Here is a 13,707-nt window from a genome sequence, read left to right on the forward strand (position 1 = left end):
GGTGGTGGAGAGGTCAGGCGGGAACGGGTGCGGCGCTCAATTGCGCCAGATCGGCCAGCGTGCCGCCGAAGCGGGCCGGGCCGGTGTGGGTGGTGCGCATCCACGGGGCGAGCCAGATGCGGAAACCGGCATCGCGCACGCGGCGGCAGAAGGCGTAATCATCGGAAAGCAGGTGCCCGGTATCGGGATCGATCATCGGCTGGAACAGCGCGCTAAGTTGCTCGCCTGCCAACCCGCTTTCGCGGTCAAGCGCATCGGCGGCATAACGCAGTTCGGGGTGCCGTTCGCACAGCGCCTCGATCACATCGCGGCGGATCACCATCAGACCGGTGCCGCTGCGCGCCAGTTCGAGCGGTTCGTCGATCCGGAAGCTGGCCTGAGGGTCAAGCGCGTCGAGCGTGAACAGGCCCGAGAACCGCTCAAGCGCGGCGGGATTGTCCGCTGCCAGCCCCTTGGCCGCCGCTGCCGCCACCAGCCCCCAGTTGACCCGGCGCTTGGGGCACGGCGCCGCCATAACCGCCAGCGCAGGGTCCGCCTGCATCAGCTTGACGAGGCCGAGCACATCTTCCGGCACAAAGCCGATATCGCCATCGATGAACACCAGATGGGTCGCATCCGATTGCAGGAAGGCGGCGGCGAGGACATTGCGCGCCCGGTCGATGGCGGCATTGTTGCTGAGCCAGGCGAAGGCGCAAGGCACCCCCGCCCGCTCCGCCGCGCCGGTCAGGCCGACCACGCTGCGCAGGTAATCGGCCTCGGCCCCGCCATACAGCGGGGTCGCCACCAACAGCCGCACAGGCAAGGTCGGCGGGCTTTGCGTCATAGGGCTTCGACGAAAGCCTTGTAGCCGTCTTCGTCCATCAGCCCGTCAAGCTCGGCTTCGGCGGCGATGGTCATCTTGAAGAACCAGCCGTCTTCCTCGGGCGAGGAATTGACCAGCGCCGGGTCTTCTTCCAGCGCGGGGTTCACTTCGGTGATCTCGCCGGTGATCGGGGCATAGACGTCAGAGGCGGCCTTGACGCTCTCGACCACGGCAGCGTCCTTGCCCTGCTGGATCATCGCGCCGACCTCGGGCAGTTCGACGAAGACGATGTCGCCCAACTGGCCCTGCGCATATTCGGTGATGCCGACAGTGGCGATGTCGCCCTCGACTTCGATCCATTCGTGTTCGTCAGTGTAGTAACGCATGGGTCAGCTCCCTCGGTAATAGCGGTGGGGTACGAAAGGCGTGGGCGAGACAGTGGCGGCAAGGCGCTTGCCCCGCACTTCCACTTCCAGCGCAGTGCCGATGGCGGCGTGCGCGCTGGCGACATAGGCCATGGCAATCGGCGCTTGCAGGGTGGGCGAGAAGCCGCCGGAGGTAACGGTGCCGATCTTGTCCGCGCCGCTGAACACTTCCGCGCCTTCGCGGGCCGGGAGGCGTCCTTCGATCTTCAGGCCGACCCACTTGCGCGCCGTGCCTTCAGCGATTTCGCGGATGATCCGGTCAGCTCCGGGGAAGCCCCCTTCGGCGCGACGGCGCTTGTTGATGCCGAAGGTGAGGCCCGCTTCGATGGGCGAGGTTTCGGGCGTCATGTCGTGGCCATAGAGCGGCAGGCCTGCTTCGAGCCTGAGCGAATCCCGCGCACCAAGGCCGATGGGCTTCACTTCCGGTTCGGCGCAGAGCAGGTCCGCGATCTCGGCGGCAGCTTCTGCGGGAAGCGAGATTTCGAACCCGTCCTCGCCGGTGTAGCCTGCCCGCGCAATCGTCACGTCATGGCCCGCCAGCTTGAACCGGCCGAACTTCATAAAGGTGAGCGCCGACAAGGGATGCTCCCCCGTCACATGGCGTGCCAGCGCATCCGCCGCCTTCGGACCTTGCAGCGCCAGCAGTGCGCGGTCATCGAGATAATTCAGAGTGATATCATCCGGCAACGCCTCGCGCAGCGTGCCCATATCGTCCCACTTGGTCGCTCCGTTGACCACCAGATAGAGCGCATCGGGCCAGCGCGAGACCATCAGGTCGTCGAGCACGCCGCCCTCGTCGTCCAGCAACAGCGAATAGCGCTGCTGGCCGAGCTTCAGCGTCGAAAGGTCGATCGGCAGCACCGCTTCGACCGCCGGATCCAGATCCGGCCCGGAGAGCAGCAGCTGCCCCATGTGCGACACATCGAACAGCCCCGCGTTCTCGCGGGTCCAGTTGTGCTCGGCGACGATACCCTCATACTGGATCGGCATATCATAGCCGGCGAAGGGCACCATCCGCGCACCACGTGCCCGGTGCCACGCATCCAGCGGCAGCGGATCGAGCGGCAGATCTTCGAGGTGGTCTTCGGTTTCGTGGTCGCTCATCAGGGGCCTTCCGGGCAGAATACGGCAGTCCGGCAGCGCGAAACGCGCCGCCACATAACTGCCCCCTCTGTCGGGTGACCTGAGAGCTTCGGCGGGCCGCATGGGCGACCAGCCTCCCCTTCGGTGGCCCCCTGCCCTGCGGCGGGGAGCGCTTTCCAGAGTGTCATGCAGCCGAGCGGTCCGGTGGCCTGAGAGTTTCCGGGGCGGTTGCTCCTTCGGCGCCTTTGCTCCCTTTACAGAAGCATCGGGCTCTCCCGCTCGTCTGCCCGCCACAGAATCGCTCCTGCGGCGGAAGACACCGCGGCGATGCTTGATTTGCTGCACCGCGTCAATCGGGCGAAGAGCGGATTCCCGTGTGGAAAACGCATTTGATTGCGCCCCCGCGCCGCAATAGACACGGCAGCGGCCATGAACCTCACCGAAATCTATCTGATCGCGCTGACGATCATCTTTGCCGTGCCGTGGATTGTGTGGCGGATTTTCCGCACCGATTACTGGGCGCCGCTGGTGGTGGTGCAGATTGTGGGCGGCATTCTACTCGGCCCGGGCGTGCTCGGCGCGGTGTTTCCGGAGTATTACGCCTTCGTCTTCCGGCCCGATGTGATCGTGGCGCTCAATGGCGTCGCGTGGTGGGCGGTGATGCTGTTCGTGTGGATCGCCGGGATCGAACTCGACCTGTCACAGGCATGGAAGCACCGCCGGGAGACGGGGCTGACGGCGGGGCTGGCGCTGGGAATGCCGCTGCTTGCGGGTACCGCAGCGGCTGCTGTGATCCTGCAATTCCCCGGCTGGCGCGGGCCGAACGGGCAATACTGGCAGGCATTGCTGGGCATCGGCATGGCCTGCGCGGTCACTGCGCTCCCCATCCTCGTGCTGCTGATGGAGAAGCTCGGCATCCTGCGCGAACAGCTGGGCCAGCGCATCCTGCGCTATGCGAGCCTCGATGATATCGCGATCTGGGGCGTGCTGGCGCTGATCCTGCTCGATTGGGAGCGGATCGGACGACAGGCGGTGTTCCTTGTCGGCTTCTCACTGGCGGCGTGGGCGGTGCGCTGGCTGATGGCGCGCCTTTCCGAAAGTGACCGCTGGCCGGTGGGACTGATCTGGCTGGCGCTCTGCGGGCTGGCGGGCGACTGGTCGGGGCTGCATTACATGGTCGGCGCGTTTCTGGCAGGCGTGGTGCTGGATGCGAAGTGGTTCGGCCACGAGGCGATGGACCGCTTCCGCAATGTCGTGCTGCTGACGGTGATGCCGGTGTTTTTCCTGTCCACGGGCCTGCGCACCCAGTGGGAGGGCGGCGGGCTCGCCGTGTTCGGCGTCGCCGCCCTGCTGCTGGCGGCGGCGGTGGGGGGCAAGCTGCTGGGCGTCCACATCGCCGGCAAGCTGCTGGGCTGGAGCCGCACCGAGGCAAGCCTCATCGGCTGGCTGCTCCAGACCAAGGCGCTGATCATGATCATCTTCGCCAACATCCTGCTCGACAAGGCTGTGATCACGCCGACGACCTTCACCGCGCTGCTGCTGATGGCGGTGGGCAGCACGATGCTGACCAAGCCCTTCGCCACGCCGTTGCTGAAGAAGCTGGGCGAGCGGGTGAAAGCCGAGGCGTGATTTTTCAAGGTTCGCTGGCGCGAACCGCAGACCTCCGGCCCGACGTCAATCGGACAACAAGGAAAGCGCCCGCGCCATCAGCGCCTTTTCGCGCTCCGTAAAGCCGCCGGTCTCCTCACCGCCCGGCGGGGGTGGGTTCTCGGTGGTGAAAAAGGCAAAGCTGGGCGCGCCGTCAGCAGCGATCCACAGGCCCGAGAGCAGCCCGTAGGCCTCGCCGGAATGACCGGCCCGGGTCGTCTCGCCACCAAACAGCGCATCGTCGCACTGCGAGCCGGGGAGATCGATATACTGGACATGCAGGGCATATACGCAGAACATCTGCTGGTTGGGGTGACGCTTGAACCCCTTGTCAGGCTCGCCGTCTTCGAAGGCCGCTTCGAAAAAGGCACGGCGGGCCCAAGGCGATCGGACGAACCCTTTGTCTACCAGCATCGCCTGCCCGATTGTCGCCAGATCGACCATCCCGATCCTGACGCCCCCCTGCGGCGAGAAGATCGAGGCATTGGTGCCGGGGACATAGTTTTCGAGGCTGCATTCGACGCCCTCGGCCACCGGGATCGTGCAGGCGGGCGGCAGCCGGTCCGGCCCGTCTGCTGCGACTTCGCCGGTGTGGCGGTAGAGGGTGACGGCGCGCGCCTGCATGTCCGGGCCGCAGCCGATCCAGTTGAGGCAGGCCTTCACGCCCAGCGGCGCGAACACGAGCCGTTCCACCAGCCGGTCATAGCGCTCGCCGCTTGCCGCTTCGAGCACGGTCGCCACCAGCGGCGAGCCGAGGTTGGCATACTCGAACGCCGCCTCCCCCGGCGCGCCGGTGTCACGCCATGAGGCTGGGTCGGCGAACTTCGCTTCCAGACCTTCGCCCAAAGGGATGACATAGCCCACCTTGTCGGACAGCCCCGCCCGGTGCGACAGGAGGTGCGCCAGCGTCACCGGCGCGTCGGGATGCCAGGGCGATCGCACCTTCCACCCGAGGTAATCTGAAACATCGCGATCCAGATCGACCTTGCCCTCGTCCACCAGCCGCAGCGCAGTGAGCGCCATGATCAGCTTGGAGATGCTCGCGATCCGCACCGGATCATTGGCCTCCACGGCGCGGCCGGCCTCCTTGTTCGCCAGCCCCTCGACGATCAGCGGGGTAATGGCCTCGCGGTCGAAGGCCACGACGACCGTGGCTGGCACCGTCGCGGGCGGCGGGGCGGCTTGGGCGACAACCGGGGCGAGCAGCGCCAGAGCGGCGAGGAGGCGGCGGATCATGCCGCGCATCATCGCGCGCGCGCGCGGCGCGTCAATCGAGATTCGGCCTGAGCCAGCGTTCTGCCGTCGCAAGATCGACGCCCCGGCGCGCAGCATAATCCTCCAGCTGATCGCGGCCCACGCGGGCGACGCCGAAATACTCGGCCTGGGGGTGGCCGAAATAGAAGCCGCTCACCGCCGCCGTCGGCCACATGGCGAAGCTTTCGGTGAGGGTCAGGCCGGTGTTCTTCGGTGCATCGAGCAGATCGAACAGGATCGGCTTCAGCGAGTGATCGGGGCACGCAGGGTAGCCCGGCGCCGGGCGGATACCGCGATACTGCTCGCGGATCAGCGCAGCGTTGTCGAACTGCTCGCGCGGCGCGTAGCCCCACAGGGACTTGCGCACATGCTGATGCAGCGCCTCGGCGAAGGCCTCGGCAAAGCGATCCGCCAGGGCCTTTAGCAGAATGTCCGAATAATCGTCCTTGTCCGCCTGAAAGCGCGCCGAATGCGGCTCGATCCCATGGATGCCGACCGCGAAGCCGCCGATCCAGTCGCCCGAGGGGTCGATGAAGTCGGCAAGGCACATGTTCGCACGGTCGCGGCTCTTCTTGACCTGCTGGCGCAGCATCGGGATGCGCACGCCATTGTCGAGCACCACGTCGTCCCCGTCGCGCCCGCAAGGCCACAGGCCACAGGCACCGCGCGCGGTCAGCCACTTTTCCGCGATGATCCGGTCGAGCATCGCATTGGCATCGGCGAAAAGCTGGGTCGCGGTTTCGCCCACCACTTCGTCGGTCAGGATCGCGGGGTAATTGCCGTGGAGTTCCCAGGCGCGGAAGAACGGCGTCCAGTCGATAAACTGGCGCAGGTGTTCGAGGCTCCAGTCGTCGAACACATGCAAGCCCGGCTGCGCGGGAGCATCGGGCTTTTCCGCAAGGTCGATCTGGAAGCCGTTGGCGCGGGCATCGGCGAGCGTGAGCAATTCGCTCTGCCCCTTTCCGCTGCGCGCATCGCGCACCGCGACATATTCGCCCGCCACTTCGCTGACGTAATCATCGCGCTGGGTGTCGGAGAGGAGCTTGGAGGCCACGCCCACCGCGCGGCTCGCGTCAAGCACATGGATGACGGGGCCATCATAGGCAGGGTCGATCTTCAGCGCGGTGTGCACCTTGGAAGTCGTCGCCCCGCCGATCAGCAGCGGCATGGTCATGCCGGCGCGCTGCATTTCCTCGGCAACCGTCACCATCTCGTCCAATGAGGGGGTGATGAGGCCGGAGAGGCCGATCATGTCGGCCTTGTTGTCATTGGCGCTGGCAAGGATCGTGGGCCAGGGCACCATGACGCCCAGATCGATCACCTCGTAGCCGTTGCACTGGAGCACGACGCCGACGATGTTCTTGCCGATGTCGTGCACATCGCCCTTCACCGTCGCCATGATGATCTTGCCCTTGGCCTTGCGGTCTTCCTCGGGCAGCAAGTCCTTTTCGGCCTCGATGAAGGGGATGAGGTGAGCGACCGCCTTCTTCATGACGCGCGCGGATTTGACCACCTGCGGCAGGAACATCTTGCCAGAACCGAACAGGTCGCCGACCACGTTCATCCCGTCCATCAGCGGGCCTTCGATCACCTCGATGGGCCGTCCGCCCTTGGCCGCGATTTCAGCGCGCATGATCTCCGTATCATCGACGATGTGCGCATCGATGCCCTTGACCAGCGCGTGTTCGAGCCGCTTTTCGACCGCCCAGCCGCGCCATTCCTCGGCGGCCTTTTCATCGGCGACGTTCTTGCCCTTGAAGCTTTCGGCGAGGGTAATGAGGCGTTCGGTCGCGTCGGGGTCGCGGTTGAGGATCACATCCTCGCAGGCTTCGCGCAGGGCAGGGTCGATCTGGTCGTAGACGTCCAGCTGCCCCGCGTTGACGATCGCCATGTCGAGCCCGGCGGGGATCGCGTGGTAGAGAAACACCGAATGCATCGCGCGGCGCACGGGCTCGTTGCCTCGGAAGCTGAAGGAGAGGTTTGACAGGCCCCCCGAGTAATGCGCGTGCGGGCACAGTTCGCGCAATTCGCGGACCGCCTCGATGAAATCGACGCCGTAATTGTTGTGCTCTTCAATGCCCGTCGCGACCGCGAAGATGTTGGGATCGAAAATGATGTCTTCTGGCGGGAAGCCCTCGGCCACCAGCAGATCATAGGCGCGCTTGCAGATTTCGACCTTGCGGGCCTTGGTATCGGCCTGCCCGGTCTCGTCGAAGGCCATGACGACCACCGCCGCGCCGTAATCCATGCAGATGCGCGCGTGCTCTAGGAACTGGGCCTCGCCTTCCTTCATGCTGATCGAATTGACGATGGGCTTGCCCGAAACGCACTTCAGCCCGGCCTCGATCACGTGGAACTTCGAGCTGTCGATCATCACAGGAACGCGGGCGATGTCCGGCTCGGCGGCGATCAGCTTGAGGAAGGTCGTCATCGCGTGGACCGCATCGAGCAGGCCTTCGTCCATATTGACGTCGATCACCTGCGCGCCGTTTTCGACCTGCTGGCGCGCGACTTCCACAGCAGCGGCATAATCGCCCGCCATGATCAGCTTCTTGAACGCTGCCGATCCGGTGACGTTGGTGCGCTCGCCGATATTGATGAAGCGGGAGGAGGAGGGTTGGGTCATTTTCTCAGGTTCTCAATTCCGTTCGCCTCAAGCGTAGTCGAGAGGCCCCGTGTATGTGTCTCGACTTCGCTCGACACGAACGGGCACAGGCGTCCTAGGCGGCGATGAAGGCTTCCAGTCCGGCCAGCCGCATCTGCGGCTCGGGCGAGGGCACGGCGCGCGGTTTGCTGTTCGCCACCGCCTTGGCAATCGCGGCGATGTGCGCAGGGCTCGATCCGCAGCACCCGCCGAGGATGTTGACCTGTCCGTGATCGGCCCAGTCCTTGACCAGCCCTGCGGTCGTCTCCGGCTGCTCGTCATATTCGCCAAGCTCGTTGGGCAGGCCCGCATTGGGGTAGATCATCAGCAGCGTGTCGGCGATCTGCGACAAGACCTTCACATGCGGGCGCAGCTGCTCCGCGCCAAAGCTGCAATTGAGGCCGATTGTCAGCGGCTTGGCATGACGCACCGCATACCAGAAGGCCTCGACCGTGTGGCCGGACAGGTTGCGGCCCGAAAGATCGGTGAGCGTCATCGAGATCATCACCGGGATGTCCCGGCCCAACTCGCGTTCCAGCTGCTTGACCGCCATGATGCCGGCCTTGGCGTTGAGGGTATCGAACACGGTTTCGATCAGGATGAAGTCCACACCGCCTTCGACCAGCGCGGCGGCCTGTTCCTTGTAGACCGCGACCAGCTCGTCAAAGTCGATCTCGCGGAAACCCGGGTCTTCGACATCGGGGCTGAGCGAAAGCGTCTTGTTGGTCGGGCCGATGGCGCCGGCGACGAAACGCGGGCGGCCATCCTTCGCCTCGTATTCCTCGACCAGCGCGCGGGCAATCCTGCCGCTCGCCAGGTTGATGTCGCGCACCAGGCCTTCCGCCGCATAATCCGCCTGACTGATGCGGTTGGCCGAGAAAGTGTTGGTGCTGACCACGTCCGATCCGGCATCCAGATAGGAGCGGGTGATGTCCGCGATTACATCGGGCCGGGTCAGGGCAAGAATGTCGTTATTGCCCTTCTGATCGGCGGCAAGACCAAGATCACCCGCGTAGTCCTGCTCGGTCAGCTTGCGGTTCTGGATCTGCGTGCCGAAGGCGCCGTCGAAGATCAGCACGCGGTTTGCAGCGGCGGCGAGCAGGCGTTCACGGGCGCTCATGCGGCTTCTCCGGCCAAGGCGGCTTGATGGGGGCGTTTGCCCAGCAGGTGGCAGATCGCATAGGCCAGATCGGGGCGGTTCAGGGTGTAGAAGTGGAAATCGCGCACCCCGCCCGCGTAGAGCCGGCGGCACAGCTCAGCGGCGACGGTGGCCGCGACCAGCTGGCGCGCGGCAGGCTGTTCGTCGAGACCTTCGAACAATCCGTCCATCCATGCCGGAATCGCCGCCCCGCAAGCCGAGGCAAACTTGCGCGCCTGGGCCACGTTGGTCACCGGCAGGATAGCTGCGTCGATCCCGGCTGCGGCACAGGCGTCGCGGAAGCGGAAGAAGGTTTCGGCCGAGAAGAAGAACTGGCTGATGGCGCGGGTGGCACCGGCATCCAGCTTGCGCTTCAGATTGTCGATATCCGCCTGCGGACTCGCCGCGTCGGGGTGTGTTTCGGGATAGGCCGCCACGCTGATCTCGAACGGGGCAATGGCCTTGAGGCCTGCGACAAGCTCCGCTGCGCTGGCATAGCCTTCGGGATGCGGGGTGAAGGGCGCACCGGGCTCGCCCGCATCACCGCGCAGCGCCACGATATGGCGCACGCCCGCTTCCCAGTATTGTTCGGCCACCTCACGGATTTCCGCCTTGCTGGCAGCCACACAGGTGAGGTGCGCGGCAGCGGGCAGCTTGGCCTCGGCGATGATCCGCGCGACCGTGGCATGGGTGCGCTCGCGGGTGGAGCCGCCCGCGCCATAGGTGACCGAGACGAAACTGGGCGCCAGCGGCTTCAGCTGGGTCACCGCATCCCACAGCTGGGCCTCCATCTTCTCGCTCTTGGGCGGGAAGAATTCGAAGCTGACAGCCACATCGCCCGGCAGGCCGGAAAACAGCGGCGCATCGGTGGCGGTACGGTATTCGTGGAGTTGCGACAGGGTCGGGGTCATCGGGCAGTTTCCAGAGCGGGGGTCTTGGCAGAAGCGGGAAGGTTGCGGCGTTTGGCGGTCCAGATCTTGACCACCAACTCCCCGCCTTCGAGCGCCAGAGGAGGGGCAGCGGTGAAACCGGCCGCCTTGAGCAGATCGGCCATCTGGCGGTCGGAAAAGCCGAGGCGGGCGTGCTGGTGGCGGGTGCGCAGTTCCTCGCGGTCATGGCTGGCAAAGTCGACAATCGCGATGCGACCGCCGCCGCGTAACACGCGGGCCGCCTCGGTCAGCGCAGGGGCAGGATCAGGGGCGAAGTGCAGCACCTGATGCAGCAGCACCGTGTCGAAACTGGCATCGGCAAACGGCAGATCGGCGAAATCGCCCTGCACCAGCTCGATCCGTGCGGCCGGAAGATGTTGCAGCTTGGCCCGCGCCACGCGCAGCATTTCGAGGTTCTTGTCGAGCGCGACCACCCGCTCGGCGCGGTCGGCGAAGAGTTCCGCCATGCGGCCGGTTCCGGTGCCGATATCGAGCAGCGCTCCGAGCGGGCTGTCCGCCAACGCGTCGGCCAGCCGCCGTTCGACCTCGTCATCGGCGCTGTGGAGCGCGCGCAGATCATCCCATTCACCGGCGTGACGGGCGAAATAGGTCTCCGCCGCGGCCTCGCGCGCTTCGCGGATCGCGGCGAGCTTGCGCCGGTCGGCTTCGCACAAGGCAGCGAAATCGGGTTCGGACTGTTCGGCAACCGCCAGCAGACGCTGGGTCGCCTCGATCACCGGGGTCGCCTGTTCGTCCGCCCCGGCCTGCCGCAGGAACACCCAGCTGCCCTCGCGCCGGCGCTCGGCCAGACCTGCGTCGCACAGGATCCCGACATGGCGCGAAACCCGCGGCTGGCTTTGCCCCAGCACCTGCGCCAGTTCGCCAACCGCCAGCTCCATCGTCCCCAGCAATCGCGCAATGCGCAGCCGCGTCGGATCGCCCAGCGCCTTGAAGATGTCCTCGATCACCATGCGCGGAGCATATAAAGATATTTTTATATCTGTAAATCACCCTCGGCACGAACCCGCGCAGAATCAGCGCGGCGGGCACCCTTTCACCCGGTGACGATCGGCGCCGCTCTCTTGCTGGCGCGGTATTGTTCGACCCGCGCAGGCAGATCGGCCTTGGCGTTATAGCGCGCCACGGCATCGTCGATCGCTGTCGCGGCGGCCTGACCGGTCACTGCGACCAGGCATCCGCCAAACCCGGCACCGGTCAAGCGCACCCCGCCCGCATTGCCGAGCGCTTCGGCCACCATACCGACCAGTTGATCGACCTGCGGCAGCGAAACGGCAAAGTCCCGCGCCAGCGATTCGTGCGCATCACTCATCAGATCGGCAAGCGCGGCAGTGTCGCCATGGGCCAGCGCGACCGCCACCGGCTCGACCCGCTGCATTTCCGACACGACATGACGGGCGCGGGCGTAGAGCGTGTCGGCAAGCCCCGCACGTCCCTGTTCCAGCAGATCCGGAGACAGGTCGCGGAGCGCCTTCACGCCGTAATGCAGCGCCGCGCCTGCGCATTCCTCGCGCCGCTGCCCGATTATGTTGTCTTCGATGTTGCGGCGCAGGCCGGTGTCGATCACGCTGATCGCCAGATCGTGGTGGAGCGGGATCGGCATGTGCTGGAGCGTCCGGCAATCGAGCAGCAGCGCGTTATCTGCGGTGCTGGCGGCTGCGGCCATGTGGTCCATGACCCCGCTCGCGGCCCCGACAAAATCCTGCTCGGCAATCAGCGCCAGCCGCGCCAGCATCTCGGCCGAGAGACTGAGGCCGGAATGTTCCGAACAGGCCAGCGCGACAGCCACGCCGAACGCCGCCGATGACGCCAGCCCGACGCCGATCGGCACATCGCCGGCAATCGCGATCCGCATCGGTTTGACCCGGTGGCCATAGCGCCCCAGCGCGTGGACGACGCCGCGCACGTGGTTCTGCCAGTTGTTCTCACCCCGCTGGATCGTTCCGCCGAGATCGAACCTGTCGCGGGCGCTGCCCATGTCGATGGCCACCGCCTCGATCACGGGCACCTGCGCATCCTTGTGGGGTGAGCCGATGGCAACGATACAGTCGCGGTCGACCGCGCAAGGCAGAACGTAGCCATCATTGTGGTCGAGATATTCGCCGATCAGATTGATCCGTCCGGGGGCCGATACGAACCGTGTCGGCTCGACCCCGTAGGCCAGCCGGTAGCCTTGCCGTGCGCGGGCGATCAGACGTTCGCGGCGATCCATTGCTTCCCCCAACTCCCGGCGCCCCGGTGCATCATGCAGAGCCTGCAAACATGGCCCGCGGCGCAAAGGTGGCGCGTTTGCCCAGGACAACACGGTTGAACGCCAGCGCCGCCGCCACGCTTGTCACAAGAGTTATTACCATGAAGTGGATGTAATGAAGCGTGATGATCCCCGCCGGTGAAAGGTGGAAGGTGAACAGGCCATAGAGCGCCACGCCCCATACCACCCCTGCAATCGCGGCGGGCGCGCCGACATTGCGGAACAGCAGCCCCGCGATGAAGGCGCTGAGGATCGGCATCGACAAGAGCCCGTTGAGTTGCTGGAGCAGGTTGATGATGCTGGTGGCGGATTGATACATCGGCACAAGCAGCACTGCGGCAAGCGTCAGCAGCACGGACACACCCGCTGCCAGCCGCCAGTGATCCCTGACCTCGCCCACGAACTGTTCGTGGAAATCGACCGCATAGAGCGCCACGCTGGAATTGAGCACCGCACTGAAGGTGGTGATCACTGCGGCGGCAACCATCGCGGCAAAGGCACCGGAAAGCCATGGCGGCAGAATCTCGGCCACCAGCATGCCATAGGCCTTGTCGCCCACCACGCCGAACAGCTTGAAGGCGACAATCCCCGGGATCACCACGATCGGCGGCACGATCAGGATGCGGATGATGGCGGCCACCATCACGCCCTTCTGCGCCTCGCGCACGCTGGGCGCGGCCATCGCTTTCTGGGTCAGGTTCTGGTTGGTCGACCAGTAGAAGATCTGGATGAAGATCATCCCCGTCAGCAGCGTTTGCCAGGGGATCGGGCTGTCGGGGCCGCCGATCATCGTGATCCGCTCTGCCGGAACGCCGGTGACGATGTCCCAGTCCACCGCCGCCAGCCCCAGCACCACGATCAGCATCGCAAGGCCAAGGATGCCGATGCCCGACCACGTGTCCATCACCGCCACCGCCCTGAGGCCGCCGAAGATTGTGTAGGCTGCCGAAATCACCGCCAGCAGGCCCGCAAACAGCAGCAGCGGCACGCCCTCGCCGAACAGCGATTGCATGAACAGACTGCCCGAATAGAGCGCGGCAGGCAGATAGATCAGCACGTTTCCAGCCAGAAACAGCCCCGAAATCAGCGTGCGGATGCTGCGCCCGCCATAGCGCTTTTCGAGCAGCTCGGTGACGGTCGTGCAGCCTTCACGATAATAGATCGGCACAAACACGAAGGCGAGGATCATCAGCCCGACAAACCCGGCAATCTCCCACCATGCCAGCAGGGCCATCTGGTTGCCGTTCATCCCTACCAGCTGATCGGTGGAAAGGTTGGTGAGCGTGATCGATCCCGCCACGAACAGCCAGCTCAGCTTGCCGCCCGCCAGATAGACATCCCGGCGCGAGCCATCGTGCCGGTCGCGCCGGATCGTCAGCCATGTCGCAAGGCCGACAAGGGCGGTCAGGGCGATGCACACCGCGATCTGCACAAGGCTACCCGTCGGCATGGCATCGAACATTTGCGCGCTTCCCCCTCCACTCCGGGGCGGTTACAGCGCATTACAGTCAGCCGG

General features: G+C 65.5%; 11 protein-coding genes and 1 riboswitch. Of the genes, 1 reads left to right on the forward strand and 10 read right to left on the reverse strand.

The genetic code is table 11. The features are described from left to right. Positions 1 to 13: 13 nt before the first annotated feature. Genes ACU0AG_RS02310 through gcvT form a run of 3 tightly spaced genes read right to left on the reverse strand, consistent with a single transcriptional unit; the run spans position 14 to position 2,331 of the window. Positions 14 to 784, reverse strand: a complete 771-nt coding sequence (locus ACU0AG_RS02310; RefSeq protein WP_482780643.1) for a hypothetical protein — start codon at positions 782 to 784, stop codon at positions 14 to 16. A gap of 35 nt (positions 785 to 819) precedes the next feature. Further along, positions 820 to 1,188, reverse strand: coding sequence for a glycine cleavage system protein GcvH (gene gcvH, locus ACU0AG_RS02315; protein ID WP_482780644.1), 369 nt, complete (start codon positions 1,186 to 1,188; stop codon positions 820 to 822). A 3-nt stretch (positions 1,189 to 1,191) separates the two neighbouring features. Next, complete coding sequence (gcvT, locus tag ACU0AG_RS02320) at positions 1,192 to 2,331, reverse strand: glycine cleavage system aminomethyltransferase GcvT (RefSeq protein WP_482780645.1); 1,140 nt, start codon at positions 2,329 to 2,331, stop codon at positions 1,192 to 1,194. 166 nt (positions 2,332 to 2,497) lie between these two features. Continuing rightward, positions 2,498 to 2,598, reverse strand: a riboswitch (glycine riboswitch). 141 nt (positions 2,599 to 2,739) lie between these two features. Here gcvT and ACU0AG_RS02325 point away from each other — a divergent pair. Further along, on the forward strand, positions 2,740 to 3,939 hold the full coding sequence (locus tag ACU0AG_RS02325) for a cation:proton antiporter (protein WP_482780646.1): 1,200 nt from the start codon (positions 2,740 to 2,742) through the stop codon (positions 3,937 to 3,939). Between the two features lie 45 nt (positions 3,940 to 3,984). On the opposite strand, the gene ACU0AG_RS02330 is transcribed toward ACU0AG_RS02325, so the two are convergent. From ACU0AG_RS02330 to ACU0AG_RS02360, 7 genes are all read right to left on the reverse strand, one after another. After that, positions 3,985 to 5,193, reverse strand: coding sequence for a serine hydrolase domain-containing protein (locus ACU0AG_RS02330; RefSeq protein ID WP_482780647.1), 1,209 nt, complete (start codon positions 5,191 to 5,193; stop codon positions 3,985 to 3,987). 31 nt (positions 5,194 to 5,224) lie between these two features. Next, positions 5,225 to 7,837, reverse strand: coding sequence for a methionine synthase (metH, locus tag ACU0AG_RS02335; protein ID WP_482780648.1), 2,613 nt, complete (start codon positions 7,835 to 7,837; stop codon positions 5,225 to 5,227). Positions 7,838 to 7,931: 94 nt separating this feature from the next. Beyond that, positions 7,932 to 8,975, reverse strand: a complete 1,044-nt coding sequence (locus ACU0AG_RS02340; RefSeq protein WP_482780649.1) for a homocysteine S-methyltransferase family protein — start codon at positions 8,973 to 8,975, stop codon at positions 7,932 to 7,934. Further along, a complete protein-coding gene (gene metF / locus ACU0AG_RS02345; protein WP_482780650.1) occupies positions 8,972 to 9,904 on the reverse strand; it encodes a methylenetetrahydrofolate reductase [NAD(P)H] in 933 nt (310 codons plus the stop codon). Before metF ends, ACU0AG_RS02340 begins: the two co-directional genes overlap by 4 nt. Next, entirely contained in the window at positions 9,901 to 10,893 is a 993-nt protein-coding gene (locus tag ACU0AG_RS02350; RefSeq protein WP_482780651.1) for an ArsR/SmtB family transcription factor, read from the reverse strand. Before ACU0AG_RS02350 ends, metF begins: the two co-directional genes overlap by 4 nt. A gap of 83 nt (positions 10,894 to 10,976) precedes the next feature. Beyond that, entirely contained in the window at positions 10,977 to 12,152 is a 1,176-nt protein-coding gene (gene galK, locus ACU0AG_RS02355; RefSeq protein WP_482780652.1) for a galactokinase, read from the reverse strand. Positions 12,153 to 12,183: 31 nt separating this feature from the next. After that, entirely contained in the window at positions 12,184 to 13,653 is a 1,470-nt protein-coding gene (locus ACU0AG_RS02360; RefSeq protein ID WP_482780653.1) for a sodium:solute symporter family transporter, read from the reverse strand. Positions 13,654 to 13,707: the final 54 nt, after the last annotated feature.

The sequence above is a fragment of the Erythrobacter sp. RANMB8 genome (genome assembly GCF_056848235.1).

What these genes read in the sequence shown, in the direction of transcription:
- galK (WP_482780652.1), bottom strand. Translation starts at nt 12,152, where the DNA reads ATGGATCGCCGCGAACGTCTGATCGCCCGCGCACGGCAAGGCTACCGG.
- ACU0AG_RS02325 (WP_482780646.1), top strand. Translation starts at nt 2,740, where the DNA reads ATGAACCTCACCGAAATCTATCTGATCGCGCTGACGATCATCTTTGCC.
- metF (WP_482780650.1), bottom strand. Translation starts at nt 9,904, where the DNA reads ATGACCCCGACCCTGTCGCAACTCCACGAATACCGTACCGCCACCGAT.
- gcvH (WP_482780644.1), bottom strand. Translation starts at nt 1,188, where the DNA reads ATGCGTTACTACACTGACGAACACGAATGGATCGAAGTCGAGGGCGAC.
- metH (WP_482780648.1), bottom strand. Translation starts at nt 7,837, where the DNA reads ATGACCCAACCCTCCTCCTCCCGCTTCATCAATATCGGCGAGCGCACC.
- ACU0AG_RS02330 (WP_482780647.1), bottom strand. Translation starts at nt 5,193, where the DNA reads ATGATCCGCCGCCTCCTCGCCGCTCTGGCGCTGCTCGCCCCGGTTGTC.
- gcvT (WP_482780645.1), bottom strand. Translation starts at nt 2,331, where the DNA reads ATGAGCGACCACGAAACCGAAGACCACCTCGAAGATCTGCCGCTCGAT.
- ACU0AG_RS02360 (WP_482780653.1), bottom strand. Translation starts at nt 13,653, where the DNA reads ATGTTCGATGCCATGCCGACGGGTAGCCTTGTGCAGATCGCGGTGTGC.
- ACU0AG_RS02340 (WP_482780649.1), bottom strand. Translation starts at nt 8,975, where the DNA reads ATGAGCGCCCGTGAACGCCTGCTCGCCGCCGCTGCAAACCGCGTGCTG.
- ACU0AG_RS02350 (WP_482780651.1), bottom strand. Translation starts at nt 10,893, where the DNA reads ATGGTGATCGAGGACATCTTCAAGGCGCTGGGCGATCCGACGCGGCTG.